Below are 21,933 nucleotides of genomic sequence, written 5' to 3'. Positions count from 1 at the left end.
CCTCCATTCTTCAGCGGATCACTTTGTAATCCATCCATTCCGGGGGAAGGAGCTTTTGATATTTCGGTGTAAGGAAGCGATCGTCAACAAGTACGATCGTACCGTAGTCATCTTCTGTCCGGATCAATCTGCCTCCAGCTTGAAGGACCTTATTGATGCCGGGAAACACATACGCATAGTCATAGCCATTCTTCTCGTTTTTGTTGAAATACTCCTTGATGATGTTGCGTTCAAAATTCAACTGTGGTAGCCCGACTCCCACAACGACGACGCCGTTCAGGCGATCTCCTTTTAAATCGACACCTTCTGAAAAAATTCCGCCCATCACCGCAAACCCGATCAGCGTCGTGTCCTTTCCTGCTTCAAATTTTGCCAGGAATTCCTCACGCTCCTCTTCAGCCATCCCGCTGTTCTGCACAATCGCATCATAGCCCCAGTCCTCTTCCTCGAACTGTTCGTAAACCATCTGCATGTAGGCATATGACGGGAAAAAGAAGAGATAGTTGCCAGGCCTCGTTTCAACGAGATTTTTCATCATCGTCAAAATCGGTGCAACAGAGCGGTCACGGTCGCGATACCGCGTCGATAACGGATGGATGAACACGTCTGCATTTTCTTTTGCGAACGGCGACGGAATCGATATCGAGTAATCGCCCTCCTCTGCCCCAAGCATATCTTTGAAATACGGGAGCGGAGATAACGTCGCTGAAAAATAAATCTTCGACCGATATCCTTTTCCGAACAGCTGCAGCAAGTGCGACGGGTCAAGACAGAGCATCTTGATGTACACTTCACTTTTTCCATATTCAAGGTACGTCACGTAACGTTCATCATAAAATTCCGAAATCCGCACAAAATTTTTCGCGTTAAAATAAGCTTCCAGAAGCTGTTCCTGTACTTCGCTTTCCTTCTGCTCAAGCAGTTCTTTTTCCGCCTCCGTCACGAAAGCCTCCATCAATCCAAGCAAATCATCCGGAAGTTTTTCCAGCTCCATCTGACGCGTGTCTCCGCATTGCTTTTTTAACATCAACAAGTGATCATTAATTGCTTTCGCCGTCTCAAATACGCCTTTGTTTTCCGTCTTAAAAGCGCGCTTCAATTGCAAAAACGGCGACTTGAAAAGCTCAGCTGAGAACATTCCCCGAGCCCGATCCACAAGATTGTGCGCTTCATCTACCAGCAGGACCGTCTTTTTTCTTTGCTCCTCGACAAAACGTTTCAGCGAAATCCGCGGATCGAAAATGTAATTGTAGTCTCCGATGATCATATCAGAAGTATAGGCAACATCGAGCGAAAATTCGAATGGGCACAGCTTGTGTTTCCGTGCATAATTTTCAATGGTAGTGCGGTCCATCAACGTTTCGTTCGCTAAAATGTCCATGATCCCATCGTTGACCCGGTCATAATACCCGTCGGCAAACTCACAATAGTCCTTTTGGCAGATCGTCTTTTCCTTGAAACAAACCTTGTCCTTTGCAGTGATCGTCACAGAGCTCATATGCAGACCTTTGTCTTTCATAAGTGCGAGCGTCTCCTCCGCTGCGGTGCGGGTGATCGTTTTTGCAGTCAGATAGAAGAACCGCTCGAGATGCCCTTCCCCGATTGCTTTTACGGTCGGAAAGATCGTCGAGACCGTTTTTCCGGTACCAGTTGGTGCGTTAGCGAACAGATCTTCTTTATCTGCGATTGATTTATAGACTGCTCCGGCAAACTTCCGTTGACCAGCTCTGTATTCGTCAAATGGGAAATCCAGTTCTTTTATGCTGTTGTTTCTTTTTTCTTTATGCCCAAGAAGCAGCCGAGCAAAGGGCTCGAATCTTCCCACGACACTCATTATGTAGCTTTCAAGTTCGCTGTAGGTATAATCTTCGGTGAACTGTTTCTTTTCCTCCGTCTCGACATGGACATACGTCAGCTGGACTTTCATTTTTTCAAGTTCATGCTCACGAGCGTACATATATGCGTAAAACTTCGCCTGTGCCCAGTGGACAGGGTTCGTCTCTTCAGTGATGTCAGACAGATCGCCTCGCGTCGACTTGATTTCATCGATTATGATCTCATCCCCGTTCTTGAGAAGTCCGTCACACCTTCCATCCACGACAAAAGAGAGCCCTTTGAACTCAATCTGCGTTTTCAGATAGACTTCTTTTTGGTCGGACTCTGCATAGGTCTTTTGAATTTTTTGATGTGCGATCGTACCGTCGGTCATCGAACTCGAAGAACGGAAACGATTATCGATACTGCCGCTCCGGTACACATATTCAACCAACGGCCTGACGGAAAGACGGACCTTTTTAGACATCTAATCACCTGATCTAACTCTTTTTTCGTATATAGCTATACCCTTAGTTTACTTGAAAACACACGTTCGCAAAAGGGGCGTGTTGCAATTAGAAAGTAGATTAGCGGACACCAGAGCCGTTATTTGTGACAAAAAGGGGGCTTTTAAAGAATTAGCGGACACCAGAGCCGTTATTTGTGAAAAATACAGTAGATTTTCTATAATTTCAGGTAAATAAGGTCTCTCGTGTCCGTTAAAGTCATCAAGAGTCTCGGGTGATCTGGAAGCTTCCTTACTTTGGTCCGTCAGGCTTTCACAGGAGTGCCGTGCCACTTAAAAACTAGGCTTTGTTAGTCTACATTGTTGATTTTAGTGAAATAATTATCATTCCTTTTAGAAGGCTTGTTAATCTTCGTTGTTGATTTTGAACGAAATTCACGACACTCCTGCGGGAACTGCGAGCCAAGTGAGACCCCGCAACGAACTGTCCAAGTTCGTGAGGAGGCTCACGGTTCGCCCGCGGAAAGGGAGTGAATTTCGAAGAAATCAACATCATTCTTTAACAAAGCCAAAAACTAATAAAAGACCAAGTGTATAACCCCTATATACACCTAGTCTTTCCGCGCTACGCTATATGAACGTCGGTCCGTCATAACAATGTGGACATTGTTTGTATCCTTTACCTTTCAACAGTTCAACCTTTTCAGCCTTCTTTTCACCTGATCTTTCATTTAGTGGAATCTGAGGGAGATCACATTTATCGCCAACGTATGCACTGCGGTGAATTTTTTTATGTTTGTGATCGATTAAGAATTTCGCCATTTTATCCCCCTTCCGGATAGTAAAAATCTACGCTTTTGGATTCTTCTCATGAAGTTTATTCATCGTGCTCAAACCCATTCTCTCCCTTCCAAAGTCTTTTTTTGGACGCAAAAAAGCCGAAAAGGAACATCTCCTCTTCGGCTTATGTCTAGCTCTAATGTCTAGCTCATTTCCACCTACTCTATGAATCAGGGTTGACGATCATCACAAGAAAACTGCGATCGATATCAAAATCCCAATCTATGAATACTTCAGATATTTCGCCTTCTATGTGCGAATTGATTTGATCCAAATTCAACATGCTCTTTTCAAGCTTCCCTTTTGCGTTCCGAAGGGCCACTTCTTGCCCATCGCGGATCAACTGTTTCTCGATTTCAACTAGAATTCCGTCACGTACGACGATGAGCGTCCGCGAATTGATACGGGTTGACCGGATTACTGCTGGTTCTTTTTCGACTTTTTTACTCATCCGAATGACTGCATCATGTACTTCATTTTTTCCGGAATAAGCAGCATCTACGTTGATCGGACCTGAACCGACGCCAAGGAAGACTCCTGATTGGTTTTCAAGCGACCAGTCATAATACAAATTCTCGATTTCAAGCTTCGTAATCAGTTTAATGTAGGATCTGATCTCCGCACTGATTGTATCCATCAAGAAACTACGCGTCTTTTCGACCGTCTTATGCTGATTCCCGCTGTATAGGACACGTTCCATCGGAGACAAAAAGTCCTTTACATAAATCACGACAAATTGATCGGAAATCGAAACGTAAACAGATCCTGGTCCTTTACCAAAATTATCACGAAGCACTTTCCCTACGTAACTGGAAATCTCACTTTGTTTTTCATTGATATCCAATGTATGCGTATGTTCATCTGAAGACGGAAGCTTCATATCCTCCATCCTTTCTATAGTGTAATGGCTAAGTGCAGATTTGAAAAGCGTTGAGAATGAATTTATGAAAAGTCCTTATTTAGTACTCTCATTCTTGCTTTTTCACCAAATCATGCAGTTAATAACCGGGACTTTCTACATACATTAGATACCCTGTTTTTTACAATCAGAAACCACCTTTATTGGACATTCAGTTTCGGACTCTCGATTGGAAGAGAGACTGTAACTTCAGTACCGACATCCAGTTCACTTTTGTAGCTCACTTTTCCGTTCATTGATTGAATGATTCTAAGTGAAACAGTGGTCCCTAGACCTGTTCCTTTATCTTTAGTCGTGTAAAATAGGGTTCCGATCCGATCCAGCTGCTCTTTATCCATGCCTTTTCCAGTATCGGTCACTTTTACAATCACAAAGTTTCCAGAGGACTTCACCTCGATTGTTACCGTATCCCCTTCACCTGTCGCTTCGATCGCATTCTTGACAAAGTTCACCAGGGCTTGCTTAAGCTGGTTACGATCTGTTTTTATAAGACAATTGGAGTCGAATTCATTTACGAGCTCAACACCATGTTTGACTGCAAGACCTTCCATCAAAAACATCACTTCATAAATGACGTCAGATAAGCGGAACGTTTCGATTTTCTTGAATTCAGGTTTTGCAAAGTTCAAATAATCGTTGATGATTGCCTCGGCTCGTCCCAGTTCACTTAGAACAAGGGGAATATACTCATAGCCCTCGCCTTTCTTTTCGGCTTTCATCATTTGAAGAAAGCCTTTGACGACAGTAAGCGGATTACGGACCTCATGAGCGATCGATGCTGCCAGTTCACCTAGCGTATTCAATTTTTCAGAACGCTGGATTTCCTGTTTCATGATATGGCGCTCGATAACCATTTCGTTTAACATAGCAGCAAAACCGATCCCAATGATCTGGATGGTACCGAACAGGAAAATGTTTATGAGAATCTCTTGATTGCTCGAAAACCCTTGGGTATTCATGAATGCTAATAGGATGCCAAGCATGACTAAAGCAGGCCAAGTACCGATGAGAATCGCCATTCTGACCCGTTTCTTAGGTTTATAATTCATGAATCTTTTTGTAAAAAGGAAGGGAAGGAGCGCTGCCGTTATTATACTTATGTAACCGAACAACAATGCATCTCCACCAAGGAATGTCCTTGTAAGTAAGATAAAACCTAATACGATTCCACCAGAAATCGGCCCGCCATACAAGCATGCCAAGACGAGCGGAACATAACGAAAATCCCAATAAAGTCCATAGTCGTAATGTGCGAAAACCAAACAAAGAAGCGCCGCAACACCATGTAATAGTCCATAACAGTAAGGAGATTGATCGATGCGACGTTTTTGGAACAGAACACCATATATAAGAACAGGAGCAAGGAAAATTAAAACATGCAGCAATAGCTTTTCAGCAAGCATTTTTACCTCCATAGATAATCAGGACATCCATACTAATAATACGACACATGAAATAGTTTTCCTCTTCAATCCCAAAAAACATTTACATTATTTTCAAAGAAAACCACGAAAAAATACCCAAATAACCCGCTGCGGTGCCCATTGCGGTGCCTGGCACCAATGTGAATCCCTTCTCCCCCAACAATTCTGGAATGGTGCCTGGCACCGGGGTGAACTCCTTCTCCCCCAATGCTTCTGAAATGGTGCCTGGCACCAATGTGAACTCCTTCTCCCCCAATGCTTCTGAAATGGTGCCTGGCACCGATGTGAACTCCTTCTCCCCCAATGCTTCTGAAATGGTGCCTGGCACCGATGTACTTCTAATAATAAAAAGTACCAGCAGATTGCTGGTACTCTTATTTATTGCTATGATTAGCAATCTTTGTCATTATCATCTTCTACGCCACCAATTGCTTCAAGCAGACGCTTAATATCTACGCCTGTTGCTGCAAAAGCGACAGCTTTATCACGCTTAGCTTTAGCAAATGCTACTGCACGCTTTTTGCGATCATCGTCATTGTTGTTACCATTTTGTGCACCCATGACAGCGTTGTTATTGTTGTTAAATAATCCCATTTTTTCACCTCCTTTAAAAATAGAAAGTGTTAGTGCGTACACGGTGTAGTCCGCGTATTGAACCACCCTGTACACCTGTTTACGACTGCAATTGTGCCGCAAAATTTTCATGCATCGATTACTTCCTTGACCGAAACTAGGATCACTGTCTTCAATAGGAAAAACAGCGCTTGTCCGGCTCTAATAAAAAAATCCTATTGATTCATTTACATAACGGATGAGGTGCAAAACCAGCCTTTCTTTTCATGAAAATAGGATTCGATTACTAGAGAAAACGGAAATGCAAATTCAACGAAATCTTTCACGAGGTCAATCTCAGGCTATGGAAATTGAATAGGGGGAGGTGGTGTAAGTGTTCGGATCGGTAATCGATATTCTTCGAAAACGTTGTTGATGGCAGTCGCTATCGCTGTTGCCGTTGGGTCATCTCCAATTGCAACAGACAAGGCAGCTGCTAAGTCTTTTTCTCGAATCGCTACTGCTGCAGCAGATGGCCCACCTTCTTTCAAAGCTGCCATTGCTGCGTCAACAGCAGCATCGATTGCTGCTCTTATTTCTTTTTCACGATTTTCAAGACTCATTAATATTAGCCTCCTTTTTACTAGGAGTAATACTAGTATATTGAGATTGGAAGATTCCGTAACGGTCAATCGACTAGATTCATAGAAATTTTTCATAGACATAAATGGATTTTTCACTTTAATAGAGGATCTTAAAAGGAATTTTACGATATTCCTGCGGGAAAACGCTCCTAGTAACACTCTGCATCGAGCAACAAGCAAGGACCTTGCGGATCGCCCGAGGAAAAAAAGAGACAAGTAAAAGGCCTTACCCGTAATGGATAAGACCTTTAGAAAATATTGATTAAGCTTGTATTCTAGTATCTTACAGCATCGTAAGAGTTAATTCTTCCATGTGCGAAATAATAACCTGTACCGTTGATATTGTCAGCTGTATTCTCGATCGCCGCACGGATTTGCGAATTGCTTCGACCTTGTCCTGCCAATAAACCTGCAAGACCAGCAACATGTGGAGATGCCATTGACGTACCGGATAAGTATACATAACCGTTATTCGGATATGTAGACGCAATATCCACACCAGGTGCCGCTACATCTACCCAAGAACCATAGTTAGAGAAAGATGCTAAGTTGTCATAACGGTCAACAGCAGCAACCGCGATGACATTCGCATAAGAAGCCGGCTCAAAAGTCGTGCTCACGCCATCGTTACCAGCCGCAGCAATAATCACAGAGCCTCTGTTCCAAGCATAGTTGACCGCATCTTCAAGTGTTTGTGTATCACAGTTACATCCTAATGATAGATTGATAACCTCTGCTCCAGCATCAGCCGCGTAACGAATGCCATCTGCGATATCCGCAAGTGAACCGCTTCCATTTGCATCTAAAACACGTACTGCAAGAATGTCAGTGTTCGGAGCCATACCTGCTACCCCTCGGGAATTGTTCGTTTCAGCAGCAGCCGTTCCTGCAACGTGCGTTCCATGCCCGTTCAGATCCATCGGTGTCCAATCATTGTCGACAAAATCGTATCCGCGAATCGTTTTACCGTCCAAGTCCGGATGGTTGTAATCGACTCCTGTATCAAGTACGGCGATTTCTTGATTGCTGCTTCCTCTAGCAATATCCCAGGCTCTTGGTGTATCTGTGTTTTGTGGTCCATACTGATAACCACTATAATACGTATCATTCGGTGTCCAGTTCACTTTGAAAGAGTAGTTCGGCTCAGCGTACTCAACATTTGGATTTTTCTCGAGCGCTTTGACAGCCGCTTCAACATTTCCTACTTTTAAAACTTTGAAGTCAGATTTTACAGCGTCATCATCAGCTACTTCTTTTACTCCGATTTTGCTCAGCGCACTGTTTTGAGCAGATTTCGAAGCCTTGTCTTTAAACTTGACGATGACTTCCCCTTTTACATACTTTCCTGCTTCATCAGAGACATTGACGACATTCGACTTTTCTGGCGCTTCCAGCTGATCACTGACTGCAGCCTCCCCTACCATTGGAAAGAGTGCCATTGACGCAGCGAGTGACAGTGTAGCTAACTTTTTGAATTTCATCCTATTCCTCCCTAAAAAAGTATTCATAAACAAATTCAGTCAAAATGTGTAAAATCCTGCGAAACCGTTATTGGGAAATACCAAGTAATATGAGTGGTAAAATCGGAGGTATACGGGGACTATTTTCCCAATATAAAAAGAATAGTTACTTTTTAAATCCAACTAATGTAAAAAAGTTTGGAAACTCTCCTTTTTACAATAATTTGATTTATAATCTAGATAAGGATATTTATGTAAAAACAGGGGGTGTGATAATTGAAGGTATTAAAAAGAGTCGGTCTCATTTCAGGAATTATAATCATTGGCATTCTTTCTTTCGCTCTCTTTTTCAGGGGCGGAATTATTCTAGATTCTCTCGGTGTACATTTCGATCATCCTTTTTCTAAAACGCTTGTTGTACCGCAAAATCATTCCGCAGTGGATGCAAATAACAATGGCGTAGAAGATCCGATCGATATCGTGAATGCTGCCCGGAAAGAAGTTGAACAGCGTACGAAATATAAAAGTGCGTATTATGCAGGCGGTTATCCGCCGGAGGATGAAGGTGTGTGTACTGATGTGATTTGGCGTGGGTTAGTCGGTGCGGGTATCCCATTAAAAGAACTGATGGACAAAGATATTGCTGAACATACAGATCTATATCCAAGGGTGAATAACGTCCCAGACCCGAATATCGATTTTCGAAGGGTACCGAATCAATTCGTCTACTTCGAACGCTTTGCAGAAGCGTTGACGACCGAACTGATACCTGGTGATATTGAGAACTTGAAGCAGTGGCAGCCGGGTGATATCGTCTTATTCCTGGACGGTTTCCACCATGTCGCCATCATTTCCGACAAACGTGCCAAAGACGGCACCCCTTATGTCATTCACAACAATCAACCTTTTGCAGCTGAAGTAAAGCTCTCTTCCTTCAGAACACCGATCGCCGGACACTACAGGTGGAACTACTAACCTATTAGGCGGTGTCTTCAGCCATTCTTTCAGCCGGTGCCTGGCACCATTTGAAACTCCTTCTGCCACAAGGAATCCGTTTCGGTGCCAGGCACCGAACTGGATGATAGCACAGGATTTGGACAAGCTTGATCTGACAAATATCGTCTGGAGAACGACTATAGTCTGCTTTCTTTTTTCGACACAGCCTCTCCATCAAAAAGAGGACGGCCTATGACCACCCTCTCACATTTTACAATCCAGTTATACGCGTTTTGATTTCGCTGATGACATCGGTAGTTGTCGCATTCCCTTTCAAATCCGGGGTTTTGATACCATCTGCCAGAACGTCTTCCACAGCCTTCAAAAGATAATTCGCTGCTTTTTTCTCACCCAAATGCTCTAGCATCATTTTTCCGGTCCAGATTTGCCCGATCGGATTTGCGATTCCTTTCCCTACGATATCCGGAGCCGATCCATGTACAGGTTCGAACATAGATGGATATTTTCCGTTCAAGTTGATGTTCGCTGCTGGTGCAACACCAATGCTTCCCATTATTGCAGCACCGATATCACTAAGGATATCCCCAAACAGATTGCTTGCGGCAATCACATCAAAAGACGCTGGCTTCGTAACAAAAAAAGCTGATAAAGCATCGATATGTGAGGATTCCATCTCAATATCAGGATAATTCTCTGCCACCTCTTTTACAGTCCTGTCCCAGAATGGCATAGAATGTACGATTCCATTGGACTTCGTCGCACTCGTGAGCTTTCCTCGCCGCTGTTTCGCCAGCTCGAACGCAAACCGCAACACACGCTCCGTCCCTTTTTTCGTAAAGATATTATTCTGGATCGCAATTTCATCTTCACCACGGTGAATCGTACCGCCAACCTCACTGTATTCCCCTTCACTGTTCTCCCGGACAATAACAAAATCAAAACCGTCCGGATTCTTAAGAGGAGACTCAATGCCAGGTAATTGTTTGGCTGGTCTGACATTGATCACTTGCTCGAATTCCCGCCGTACTTTGATCAAAAGACCCCAAAGCGACACATGATCCGGAACCAGCTTCGGATTCCCGACAGCACCTAGGAAAACCGCATTATGCTGTGACAATCGTTCCAATCCGTCCTCAGGCATCATCTCACCATGTTCGAGATAATATTCACAGCTCCATGGATAATGGCTGTATTTGAATTTGAAGCCACCGTGCACCTCAGCCAATGTATCCAATACGTCTAACGTTCCAGGCATGACCTCAGTCCCGATCCCATCGCCCGGAACAACGCCGATCTCATACGTTTTCATCACAAGCCCTCCTATGTAAATAAAGAAACCCCAAAAATAGGGGCCTCAACATAAAAAATTACTGACCAAGCTTAAGCTCACCCTTAAAGGCTGCTCTATAAACATCTCTTGTCGCTTCTAACGTGTATTTTTTCGGACTTCTTACAAGAAGGCGTTTCTGCTCGATTCCATTTTTCGCAAGTGTATCTAAATCACTCTCTTTGATACCGTATTCTTTAAGTGTCGTTGGAAGCCCAACATCTTTTACTAGATCTTGCAACGCTTTTACTACAGAAACCGCTAACTCCCGATCACTTTTTTCTTTCGTCGGTAGACCGAACTCATGAGCCAACACTTTCATTTTGGGTAAACATGCTGGCCAAATATAATCGAAAACATAAGGTAGTAAAACCGCATTAGATTCACCATGCGGAATTTTGAACAAACCACCGAGCGGGTATGCCAATGCATGAACCCCTGCTACTCCAGCATTATAAAAGCTTAACCCTGCGATCATGCTTCCCCAGGCCATTTCCCGCCGGGCTTCTTTATTAGAGCCATGCCATACTGCAGTTCGGAGGTTTTTCGTTATTTTCCGAATCGCTTCAAGCGAGAGCGCATCTGTAAGGTCTGTCGCGTTTACTGAGACATAAGCTTCAATTGCGTGTGTCAATGCATCAACCCCGCTTGAAGCAGTCACCCTTGATGGTAACGTATAGGTCAACTCAGGATCGATAATCGCGACATCTGCAAGTAAAAACTCATGTGTAATTACATCTTTCGTATCTTCTAATGAGAATACAGCGATATCGGTAATTTCTGCTCCAGTACCGGCAGTCGTAGGGATCAATACTTTAGGTAATCCACGGTCACTTAATGTTTTCGTACCTGTTAAATTCAAATACTCCTTAACAGTCCCTCCATTTTTTGCAAGTACAGAAGCCGCTTTTGTGATATCGAGACAACTTCCGCCACCGATCCCGATGACAAGGTCTGCACCAAATTCACGTACCGCATTTACTGCATTATCCCCCACATTTAAAGGTGGTTCTGGTTGGATTTCAGTATAAAGGGAGTACTCTACACCTTCTCTTTCCAGTACTTCTTCAACCCCTTGAGAAAGTCCTACCTCAACAACGACAGGATCTGCAAAAATCATCACTTTTTGGGCTTTAAACTTATGAACGATCTCAGTTACGTTCTTGACAGATCCTTCTCCTGTTATCAATGTCAGGGGTGAAACGAATGAATGCATGGTATCTCCTCCAAATTTATTATCTAAATCTATTTATCCAGTAAGCCGCTCATCATTTTCTTCTGAAACCACAGGTGTTGCTAGTTTCGTATATGCAAACATGGTAATCATTCCGACAAGAACTCCAAGCCCTGCTGCACCGAATGGGTTTGTAAAGTTAAGTCCGAATGGCAAATAAACGAACCAATAAGTCAACGTACCTGCCAGCAATGAAAAGATTGCCCCTTTCTTTGTAGCACGTTTCCAGAGTGCTCCTACGATCAGCGGCCCTGCAGTTGCAGATACAATTCCACCGATTCCAATCCACATGAATACAGATAAGAATTTAGGCGGTGACCAAGCGAACAAAATACCTGCGGCGATCACTAAGAAAGTTGAATATCGGCTGATCAACAACTCGTTCCTTTCAGCTTTTTCTTTCGAAATGTTGATACGGGGGACTATCGTCTTACGGTATAAGTCATTAGCCAGTAATTGGGTCAACGAAACAATCAAACCATCTGATGTGGACATGACCGCAGATAAGACTGCAACCGCAAAAAATGCAGCTACAAACGGCGGGAAAATCTCACTGAAGAGTACCGGGATGATTTGGTCTGGTGCAATATTTGCCCCAGGATCTATAACAGCAATACCTAACATTCCACCAAGCCCCATCAATGGCAAGATTGTTGCGAAAATCGTGCACCACATGATAAGCTTCTTCATTTCTTTGTTCGAGCGGACCGCCATGAATTTATTCCCAAGGTGAGGTAGGACACTGAATGGCAAGTGGGCTACAAATAGGAGCGCTACAAGCCAAAAAGCTCCATACGTTTTATCCCCTGGTAAAAAGAGCTGATCAAACGCTCCAGTAGGATTACGCTCTTTAATAAGCTGGACCATATCGTTGAAGTTCCCCTCAACACCGACACTAAACAGGAAACATCCTAAAACGACAATTGCCGTTATCACCATTAAAAATCCTTGCACTGCATCAGTCATGATATCCGAGTGTGACCCGCCCATGAATACATATACGGCAAGGACGATACCCGTGATGAAAAGGCCAACTTCATATTTTACACCCATCATTGTCTGGAACATCGTTGCAGCTGCAACAAACTGGGATACGACATAAAAAATCAATAGAATTGAAATGATTGTCAATACAATCCGCAAAAATTCACTATTAAATCGATCTCCTAAAAACTCAGGGATTGTACGTGTTCCAAATTCATCCCCATAACGTTTGATCGCTTTTGCAACAAACAACATCCCGAACACCGTTGCAATCGGATATAAAAGTGGGTACCAAAGACTTGGTGTTCCTAGATCATAAGCAAGTCCCGGCATCCCCATAAATGTGGACCCACTCGAAACACCGGCAGCAATTACAAGCGCGACCGTCAATGGGCCATAACTCGAACGGGCAGTCGCAAAGTCATCCGAGTTTTTCGTTTTCTTCATGCCAAAATATCCGAAAAGGACCATGCCGAGTAAAAAGACAGACATCAGAATCCAGGAGTACATTACAATAGAATTTTCCATACCCTACACACCTCACTCTTTGTCATCCAATAGATTTGTTTTGAATAAAATAAATGCCATGACACCCCAAGTACCTAAAATGAGAGTCGCCATAATATATAGAAACGTCATGAACATACACCCCTTGTTTTTAAGAATTTTTGAATTTCAGGATAGCGATCAACCCTATCAATTTGTTCCGAAATAGATTCATAGAGTACCAGTTGAGGCTTTTTCTTCACCTCCTCCAGATAAATCTCGTAAGACAAGTAGATCAGAAAAGATTCAACCTGGTTGATTCTCGGGACACTCCACGAGCGGATTTTATGAATGTAATGCCTTCTTAGAAATTCATGTCCTTCCTTTAGTGCTTTGTTCTGCGTCCATTTCTGGGAAAGGATGATTTCAGGGTCGATCTCAGTCTCTTCCGTCTCAAGACGCTGATCCAATATAGAAGTTTCCCCTTTTACAAGGTTGGTCATCAGGAACCGAAGGTCAGTCTTTTTACGGCCGATGAACGGCTTGTATTCCACATTCCACTTTGAGAAAAGGTACGGATAATAGAGTAATAGCTCTCTAGGGTTAGTTGTTCGCCTGTTACGAATTGGTATCGCTTTCATTTTTATCACCTCAATTTAAAAGCGGTAGTTTAAGCTGATCATCTTAAGCCGTGTCATTTCTTTGATGGCGTATTTGATGCCTTCATGGCCATACCCCGAGTCCTTCACTCCGCCATATGGCATATGATCGAATCTGGTCGTAGGAACGTCGTTGACAAGCACTTGCCCGACATCAAGACCATGAGCTATCTTCAGTGCCTGTTGCAAGTTGTTTGTGAAAACCCCTGCATTTAGCCCAAAATCACTTTCGTTCATCAAGTGAAGAGCTTCCTCATGATTTTCGACTGGTTGTAAAACCACGACTGGTCCGAAAATCTCCTGGCAGGACACCTTGTCAGATGATTGGATACCTGTTAAAACTGTCGGAAGAATACCATTGGCTTTTCTCTCTCCTCCCGTCAAAAGAGTCGCTCCATTTTCAATTGCTTCATCAATCCAACTTAGAATACGTTCTTGTGATTTTTGGTTGATCAAGCTGGTCACCATCGTCTTTTCATCAAGCGGATCGCCGAAAGTCACCTTATTCGTTTTCTCAACAAAAGATTGTTTAAAAGCTTCAAACACATCTTCATGTACATAAATCCGTTGAGTGCTGATACAAACTTGACCATTGTAGATGAATGCACCAGTAACTGCCTTTTCAGCTATTTGCTCAAGTGAATCCTTTACAGAAGCATCCACATACAAGGCAGAATTACTTCCAAGTTCAAGCGTCACCCGCTTCAATCCAGCTTGACTCTTGATCAGCTTCCCCACTTGAGGGCTGCCTGTGAAAGAGACTTTTTGGACACGGACATCATCGAGCATCACTTTTCCGAGCTTAGGACCTTCACCTGGAACAACATTGAAAGCACCATCAGGCAAGCCAGCCTTTGTAAACAGTTCAGCTAACATCAAGCTTGAAAGCGGTGTTTGCTCTGCTGGCTTTACAATGATTGTGTTCCCAGAAGCAAGCGCTGGTCCGACTTTATGAACGACTAGATTAAGCGGAAAATTGAATGGTGTGATTGCTCCAACAACACCGATCGGTTCATAGATCGTGTAAGCGTCGCGTCCTTCACCTCCTTTTGCCGCATCAAGTGGAATATATTCTCCAGCAATTTGCTTCGCCTCTTCTCCAGAAAAACGTAAAGTTTGAACGGAGCGGTCGATTTCACCTCTTGCGGCAGTAATCGGCTTACAGGCTTCTAACGCAATAACTCTGGCAAATTCTTCTTTTTCTTCTTCCAGTAATTCAGCAGCTTTATAAAGAATTTCAGCACGTTCATCCATTGTCAGCGCTTTCATTTTAATGAAAGCATCATGGGCACTATCAATAGCTTCCTTCATTTCCTGCTCTGTAGCATCTGCCACTTGAGCGATTTCTTCTTCTGTATGCGACTGAATGACTGCATACGTATTCGTAGGCACAACTTCTTTACCAGCAATAAACAAGCCTTTTTTCATATGTTTTCTCCTCCACACTTCATGAATACGTATTCATAATTTCTGAAAAAAGAGAGAACGAACTAGGTAAGTTCCTTTGTTGTCTCTCTGATATACAACTCTGGTTGAATCGTAATATTGATTTCTTTTTGAATTTCTTCTAACTCCATTAAATCTAATAGGTTTTCAATCGCTAATTGACCAAGGTTTTCTGAACTTTTAGGTCCCACTGTCGTCAAATTGAAACTTTTATGGGAGCTCCATTCGATATTATCCATTCCGATCAAACTGATATCTTCTGGGACGGAATAACCTTTTTCATGAAGGTAGTCAAGAATGAAAATAGCAATCGAATCCGTAGCAGCAAAAATGGCAGTTGGACGACGTTTTCTAGCTAGCATTGACTCCAATGCACGCTGGATTTCTTCAGCTGTTGTGTCTGTCACTTGGATAAAATGATCGGGCACTTCAATTCCTCGTGCACTAAGGGCATCATGGTACCCTTTGTACCTACCGTGGAAAGTCGACGTTTTCAAACCTCCGCCAATCCAAGCAATGTCTCTATGTCCAAGTTCCAATAGGTGTTCAGTCGCCATCTTTCCGGCAACAATGTTATCAATCTCGACATAATGCCCGCCTTTACGATGTTTACGATTGAACATCATAGATGGAATATCAAGCTTTTGCAACTCTTCAAAAATGGGATCATCATAGAAAATGGAAGAAAGAATGATTCCATCAACCTGGTGACTTAGAACGTCTTTATATACAGACATATTATCCCCATAATTCTCGAAATGCACGTTCGTATGATAACCATGTCTCTTAGCATAATTGACAATTGAAGTGGTCGTCTCCACGAAAAATGGGTTGTGTAAAGGACCAGAGATTAATGCAATTGACTTCGTCTTCTTATTAACGAGGGAGCGAGCAACTGAATTCGGTCGATAATTCAACTCTTCCATAGCTTGAATAACGCTTTCACGAGCCACTTTACTGACTTTTGACGGGTTATTCATAACTCTTGATACTGTAGACTGGGAAACTCCAGCGCGTTTTGCAACATCTTTTGATGAGACCATGGCCTTTTCTCCTATGAATACGTATTCATCACTTCTTGTTTAACACCTTAATAAAAAAATTACTTTATGTCAACAATTTTCTGAAAACTATTTGTGGTGGTACATATTAACAAAAAACCACACCGGCCATTCCGACCGATGTGGTTTCCACTTCTAACAACCTCAGCTTGCTTGTTCTACAGATTCTTCCTTTTTCTTATGTTTCTTTTTCCTTCTGAAGATTCGTTTGAACCCTCTTCCGATGTCGCTGTACAACATGTAAACAGCTGGGATCAAGACGAGTGTAATCATCGTAGCAAACAATAAGCCTGAAATGACGACGATTGCAAGCGGCGCCTGATACCCGCCAGAAGCCCCTGTCTCAAACGCTAACGGCATCATTGCCCCAGCTGTCGTCAAGGTCGTCATGAAGATTGGACGCATACGATTTTTACCAGCCTCAACAAGGGCTTCAGCCGCATTATACCCTGCATTCCGCAACTGTTTCGTACGATCAATCAGCAAAATTGCATTGTTCAACACAATTCCGATGAGCATGATGATTCCCATGCCCGACATCGTACTCAGCTCGCTCTGTGTAATGAACAAGCCGAGGATGACACCTACAACCGTCATTGGAATCACTGACATGACGACAAGCGGGTGCGCAAGATTGTTGAACTGGATCGCCATGACCACATACACTAAGAAAATCGCAATAGCCAGGATCATAACCATCTCTTGAATCAATTCCTGCTGTTGTTCTAAATCTCCAGCAGCGGCTACGGTATATCCTGAAGACGAATCATAGGACTCGATCACTTTTTGCACGTCACGATTGATGGATCCTAGATCGCGCCCTTCAATATCCGCCTGGATCGTGACAAAACGTTCTCCATCCACATGCGAAATCTGATTAGGTACTCCAACCGTCTCAAATTCTACATATTTTGAAAGTTTCTCCATTCCGACAGGTGTTGGAATCTCCAAGTCAAGCAGATCCGCTTCAGTCGTTAGCTTTTCATCGATCGCCAATTTGATCGGGATCATTTCGCCACCACTATCCATCTCACCGACCGGCATTTCCATCGATAATTGCTGGATCGATTGTTTGAGCTGCTGAGACGTCAATCCATCTTCTTCTATCGCATCTTCCTTCAACAGAATTTGTTGCTCTTGAGATTGTCGTTCATTGGTACTTGTAACAGCGACAATCCCTTCAATTTCGCTCAATTCCTTCTTCAAATCTTCCGAAATCAACGCGAGCTCTTCAAAATTTTCCCCTTTTACATTAATCTGTACCGGAGATCCTCCACCAGCCGACATTGCATTATCGACACTTTTAATCGGAAAATCTTCAGTCATTTCGCGAAGGGTTTTCAAAATGTCCTCATTAACTTCCTTCTGCTCTCGAGTTATTTCGTCACCTTTGGTCATGTTGATCGGGGCAAAGAACATATTCCCATTATCAATCACGTAATGGCTCTCCACATCTTGAACAGCAGACAACCGGTCATTCATCTCTTCCACGATTGCCCTGCGATCATCTAGATCAACGCCTGGTTCAAGATTGATCGCCAATTCAGCATAACGGTTGAGGACATCCGGCATGATCGTCATAGGTATCTTTGTCACCAAGAGCAATGATCCGATAAGCACGACCAAAAACAAACCGATCATCCCAAAGCGGTTGCGTTTTTTCTTCGCCATCCACGCGACTGTACTTCCATATTTTCTTATGAGCAGATTTTCTTTTTGATTCTCTTTTTTCTTTTTCAATCGTAAAAAGTTCTCAGAAAGAGTCGGAATAAGTGTAAAGGCAATGAGGACGGAACTTATCAAGGTTACAGCAATGACCACAGAAAGAATGATCATGAATTTACCGACTTCTCCACCCATCAAGCCTATTGGCAAGAACACGACGATGGTCGTCAGCATCGATGCAAAAACAGCTGTCGCAACCTCTCTGGTCCCTTGCAATACGGCTTGCACATTCTCTAATCCCTGCTCTTTCTTGCTGTAGATCGATTCTAGTATGACGATTGAAGAGTCAACCATCATTCCGATTCCTAAACCGAGTGCGATCAGGCTGAGCATGTTGAAGCTGTAATCCAACAGCCACATTGATAAAAATGTCAGTAGGATCGACGTCGGTATGGACAGGCCGATGATGACCGTCGCTCTGATGTTACGCAGGAACAACAATAGGATCGCAAGTGCGACAATTGCTCCGATGATAATATTGTCCGTGACACCACTGATGGATTCCTCCACATAATCTGATAAAGCGATGACTTCATTCATTTCAAAGCCTTGCACCAGACCCTCTTCTCGGATATCTGCAACCTCTGCACGGATCGCTTCCGTCATTTCAATTTGAGTGACATCAGAGACACGCCCTACTTGTATAAAAACAAATTCATTCGATCCTTCTTTCCAAACGGAAGAAGTATTCTCGATAGGTTGAACCTTGATATCTGCAAACGTATCCAACGTTTCAACCCCGTTAGCCGTTGGAATACGTAGTTTCTCCAGATCCTCCACATTCGTGAAAGTAGTGTCCCAGCGGAGTGTCGGCTGACTCTCTTCCTCAGAAAAAGCACCGAGGGAAGCCTCGGCATTTTCATTTTGGATGATTCCTAGAATCTGTGACGGATCCAGCTGGTATTCTAGTAATTTATCACGATCCAGCTCAATCAATACTTCGTTCTCTTCAAGACCCATGAAAGTCACTTCACGGACTTCCGGCAACGCCTCAAGACGCGGCTTAAGGGTTTCCTTTGCAAACAACGTCATTTCTTCCATCGGACCATCAGAAAGATCCATGTAATATTCAAATGGTTGATTCGTAGACATCTTATAGGTAAGGATTTCTTCAGCACCAGTCAATTCCGGTTTCATAGAGTTCACCGCTGATTCGACTTCGCGATACACTTCATCCCCACGGCCGCTTTCAAATGTCATCTGAAGACTCGCTCTTCCGATGTTGGTCGTCGAATTGACTTCCTCGACTCCCTCAATACCCGAAAGCCTTTGTTCAACCGGATTCGTAATCAGCCGCTCCACTTCAGAAGCATTCATCTCTCCAGCCATGACATCAATGAACGCTCCATCGAAGTCAACAGGCGGCATCAACTCTTTATCCAGCTTGATCGTTGCGAAACTTCCAGTAATAAGTACAAAAACGAATAACAATGCAACGATGATCTTACGTTTCAATAATAACTGCAGCAACCTCATGTATTCTCCCCCAAACCCTTGCATTTTTCATTTTTTTCCATTAATAAGCTCTATTGTAATACTTTTGTATTACACAAACAACAATAAGTAGTATATTTAAGGGAAAATTAAGATATTCTTTCCAATTTTTATTTAAAAGAAAAAGAGCCTGCCAGTACAGAACTCCAAAACACAACAACGACAAGCGTTTACAGGACTTGTCGGGAAAATGCATTCTCCGAAAATTCCTTTTAATTATACAGCTCTAAACCGAAACGGGTCGGAGGGATCAGGCTATAGTCCTCTTTCTTTTTTTGACAAGAAACCTGTCCAGTTTAGTTTAAATATGCCTTGTTTGAAATTACGAACATCTTTGATTAGTGTTGACACGCCTTCCTAGCGGCATATAGAATGTATACTAATTATTTTAAAAACAAAATATTATTAACTGATCCACTCGTATAATGTTGGAGATATGGTCCAAAAGTTTCTACCAAACTACCGTAAATGGTTTGACTACGAGAAAAAATAGGAGTTACTTGTGTACGTATAAACCTCCGATTATCCTTCTCTATGTCAAACCCTAGGTGAATCTAGGCTTTTTTATTTTGGGCTCTTTTATTCTTAAATTGATTTCTGCAAAAATCACTCCCTTTTCGCGAGCGAAACGCAGGAGTTTCACAAATATCGTATGAAGAGATATTCTATAAAAAGTCTATTTTCTAGGGAGGGAAAAATATGAGCCAGACTAAAGAGCAGTTGAAGAAATGGATTGCAGTAGCAAGTGGAGAGACACCAGCCGATACCGTCATTAAAAACGGTCGTATCATCGATGTCTTCAACCTTGAGATTATCAAAGGGGACCTCGCGATTGTTGACGGGATGTTCATCGGAATTGGTACGTTTAAGGGGGAACAGATCATTGATGCTGAAAACCGTTATGTCTGTCCTTCTTTCATCGATGGACATGTCCATATCGAGTCTTCCATGGTGACACCTGCTGAATTCAGTAAAGTCGCCCTTCCCCATGGTGTGACAACTGTCATTACAGACCCTCACGAAATCGCAAATGTATCAGGAACGGATGGAATCAACTTCATGCTGGACAATTCTAAGAACATACCATTGGATGTCTATTTCATGCTCCCTTCCTGTGTTCCGGCAACATCAGTAGAGAACTCAGGGGCAGAGTTGACAGCGTCTGACCTAGAGCCTTTTTATAACCATCCGAATGTCCTCGGATTAGCAGAAGTAATGGACTATCCTTCATTGCGGACAGCTGCTGACTCGATGATTGATAAAATCACTATGACTTCAAAATACAGCATGCAGATGGATGGCCATCTCGCCGGATTGGATCCTGACGCCATCAATGTCTACAAGGCAGCGGGAATTAAAACAGATCATGAGTGCAATACGGTTGAGGATGCTAAAGAACGTTTAAGACGTGGCATGTATCTCTTGATCCGTGAAGGGTCCATAGCAAAAGATTTGAAATCGCTGATACCGGTCGTCAACCATAACAATGCACGGCGCTGCCTATTCTGCACAGATGATAAACACCTGGATGATCTCATTCAGGAAGGAAGCATCGACTATAATGTCCGTTCAGCGATCCGGTATGGGTTAGATCCTCTGATTGCTATCCAGATGGCCTCCCTGAACGCCGCGGAATGCTATGGATTTAGGCAGAAAGGCGCCATCGCACCAGGTTATGAGGCTGATTTTCTACTGTTAGATGAGTTGGGTTCAATCAATATAAAAGAAGTCTATAAATCTGGACAGCTCGTGGCACGGGATGGTGAGTATGTCGGGAGTCTAGTAAAGAAGGAAAATCCAGGACAAAAGTTGCTGAATACTGTAAAAGTTCCAGAACTCGAGAAGAAAGATCTGCAAATTACGATCGCGAAGACAGGATCGGCGAACATCATCGGAATCATACCGAATCAATTGATGACCAATCACCTGCAAGAAACCGTCGTAGCTGAAAACGGCGTATTTGTCCCTTCTAGGAAAATGGATCAGCAAAAATTAGTCGTCGTTGAAAGACATAAAAATACGGGGAATGTTGGATTAGGGATCATAAAAGGATTCGGTTTCGAAAATGGAGCGATTGCAACGACCATCGCCCATGATTCGCATAATATCGTCGCTACGGGAATGAATGATGAAGATCTCCTGCTCGCAGTGAAAACCCTGGGAGAGATGAATGGCGGACTGGTCATCGTCAAAAATGGAGAAATACTCGCCTCACTTTCCCTTCCGATTGCTGGTTTGATGTCTGATCGAGGTTTCCGTTCGATTGCCGCTGGGCTTCAACAATTGAAGAAAGGACTTGCTGATCTTGGTTTCAATGGTGGATTCAATCCATTTTTGACCCTTTCATTTCTAACCTTGCCCGTCATACCAGCCTTGAAATTGACTGATCTAGGTCTATTCGATGTCAAAGCTTTTCAGCACATCGAAGTAAGCCCTTAAC

17 protein-coding genes and 1 riboswitch are annotated in these 21,933 nt (G+C 43.1%); of the genes, 2 read left to right on the top strand and 15 right to left on the bottom strand.

Translation table 11 applies throughout. From position 1 onward, the window contains the following. Positions 1-10: 10 nt before the first annotated feature. From KOL94_RS20140 to KOL94_RS20105, 8 genes are all read right to left on the bottom strand, one after another. Entirely contained in the window at positions 11-2,302 is a 2,292-nt protein-coding gene (locus tag KOL94_RS20140; RefSeq protein WP_221568461.1) for an ATP-dependent DNA helicase, read from the bottom strand. Between the two features lie 609 nt (positions 2,303-2,911). Then, positions 2,912-3,103, bottom strand: a complete 192-nt coding sequence (locus tag KOL94_RS20135; protein ID WP_221568460.1) for a hypothetical protein — start codon at positions 3,101-3,103, stop codon at positions 2,912-2,914. 181 nt (positions 3,104-3,284) lie between these two features. Further along, the gene (locus KOL94_RS20130) at positions 3,285-4,001 is read right to left on the bottom strand and encodes a Na-translocating system protein MpsC family protein (protein WP_221568459.1); all 717 of its coding nucleotides are present in this window, start codon (positions 3,999-4,001) and stop codon (positions 3,285-3,287) included. Between the two features lie 179 nt (positions 4,002-4,180). Next, positions 4,181-5,455 carry an ATP-binding protein gene (locus tag KOL94_RS20125; RefSeq protein ID WP_260412558.1) on the bottom strand — a complete coding sequence of 425 codons (1,275 nt, stop codon included), beginning with the start codon at positions 5,453-5,455 and terminating at the stop codon, positions 4,181-4,183. A 70-nt stretch (positions 5,456-5,525) separates the two neighbouring features. Then, positions 5,526-5,861, bottom strand: a complete 336-nt coding sequence (locus KOL94_RS20120) for a hypothetical protein (protein ID WP_221568458.1) — start codon at positions 5,859-5,861, stop codon at positions 5,526-5,528. Further along, the gene (locus KOL94_RS20115) at positions 5,855-6,058 is read right to left on the bottom strand and encodes a hypothetical protein (protein ID WP_221568457.1); all 204 of its coding nucleotides are present in this window, start codon (positions 6,056-6,058) and stop codon (positions 5,855-5,857) included. The genes KOL94_RS20120 and KOL94_RS20115 overlap by 7 nt, the downstream gene beginning before the upstream one ends. A gap of 320 nt (positions 6,059-6,378) precedes the next feature. Continuing rightward, the gene (locus KOL94_RS20110; RefSeq protein WP_221568456.1) at positions 6,379-6,639 is read right to left on the bottom strand and encodes a hypothetical protein; all 261 of its coding nucleotides are present in this window, start codon (positions 6,637-6,639) and stop codon (positions 6,379-6,381) included. 296 nt (positions 6,640-6,935) lie between these two features. Next, positions 6,936-8,141 carry a S8 family peptidase gene (locus tag KOL94_RS20105; RefSeq protein WP_221568455.1) on the bottom strand — a complete coding sequence of 402 codons (1,206 nt, stop codon included), beginning with the start codon at positions 8,139-8,141 and terminating at the stop codon, positions 6,936-6,938. 255 nt (positions 8,142-8,396) lie between these two features. Between KOL94_RS20105 and KOL94_RS20100 the strand changes: the two genes are divergently transcribed. Next, positions 8,397-9,095, top strand: a complete 699-nt coding sequence (locus tag KOL94_RS20100) for a DUF1287 domain-containing protein (RefSeq protein WP_221568454.1) — start codon at positions 8,397-8,399, stop codon at positions 9,093-9,095. Between the two features lie 232 nt (positions 9,096-9,327). Here KOL94_RS20100 and KOL94_RS20095 read toward each other — a convergent pair whose 3' ends face one another. The 7 genes from KOL94_RS20095 to KOL94_RS20065 all read right to left on the bottom strand — a co-directional run bounded on the left by KOL94_RS20095 (position 9,328) and on the right by KOL94_RS20065 (position 19,475). Then, on the bottom strand, positions 9,328-10,386 hold the full coding sequence (locus tag KOL94_RS20095) for a tartrate dehydrogenase (protein ID WP_260412557.1): 1,059 nt from the start codon (positions 10,384-10,386) through the stop codon (positions 9,328-9,330). Between the two features lie 58 nt (positions 10,387-10,444). Then, entirely contained in the window at positions 10,445-11,620 is a 1,176-nt protein-coding gene (locus KOL94_RS20090; RefSeq protein ID WP_221568452.1) for an iron-containing alcohol dehydrogenase, read from the bottom strand. A 33-nt stretch (positions 11,621-11,653) separates the two neighbouring features. Further along, entirely contained in the window at positions 11,654-13,150 is a 1,497-nt protein-coding gene (locus KOL94_RS20085; RefSeq protein ID WP_221568451.1) for a sodium:solute symporter family protein, read from the bottom strand. Between the two features lie 107 nt (positions 13,151-13,257). Then, positions 13,258-13,749 carry a hypothetical protein gene (locus KOL94_RS20080; RefSeq protein ID WP_221568450.1) on the bottom strand — a complete coding sequence of 164 codons (492 nt, stop codon included), beginning with the start codon at positions 13,747-13,749 and terminating at the stop codon, positions 13,258-13,260. Positions 13,750-13,764: 15 nt separating this feature from the next. After that, a complete protein-coding gene (locus tag KOL94_RS20075; RefSeq protein WP_221568449.1) occupies positions 13,765-15,195 on the bottom strand; it encodes an aldehyde dehydrogenase family protein in 1,431 nt (476 codons plus the stop codon). Between the two features lie 62 nt (positions 15,196-15,257). Next, positions 15,258-16,256: a LacI family DNA-binding transcriptional regulator gene (locus KOL94_RS20070; protein ID WP_221568448.1), complete on the bottom strand. Its 999-nt coding sequence runs from the start codon at positions 16,254-16,256 to the stop codon at positions 15,258-15,260. Between the two features lie 162 nt (positions 16,257-16,418). Next, positions 16,419-19,475 (bottom strand): efflux RND transporter permease subunit, encoded by a 3,057-nt coding sequence (locus KOL94_RS20065; protein WP_221568447.1) that lies wholly within the window; start codon positions 19,473-19,475, stop codon positions 16,419-16,421. Positions 19,476-19,891: 416 nt separating this feature from the next. Further along, positions 19,892-19,993: riboswitch (purine riboswitch) on the top strand. A 199-nt stretch (positions 19,994-20,192) separates the two neighbouring features. On the opposite strand from KOL94_RS20065, the gene ade reads away from it, so the two are divergent. Continuing rightward, positions 20,193-21,932 carry an adenine deaminase gene (gene ade, locus KOL94_RS20060; protein ID WP_221568446.1) on the top strand — a complete coding sequence of 580 codons (1,740 nt, stop codon included), beginning with the start codon at positions 20,193-20,195 and terminating at the stop codon, positions 21,930-21,932. The last annotated feature ends 1 nt before the right edge of the window (position 21,933 follow it).

The organism is Alkalihalobacillus sp. TS-13, from assembly GCF_019720915.1.
Classification (GTDB): Bacteria; Bacillota; Bacilli; order Bacillales; family Fictibacillaceae; genus Pseudalkalibacillus.
This window is presented reverse-complemented; position numbering and strand designations above follow the sequence as displayed.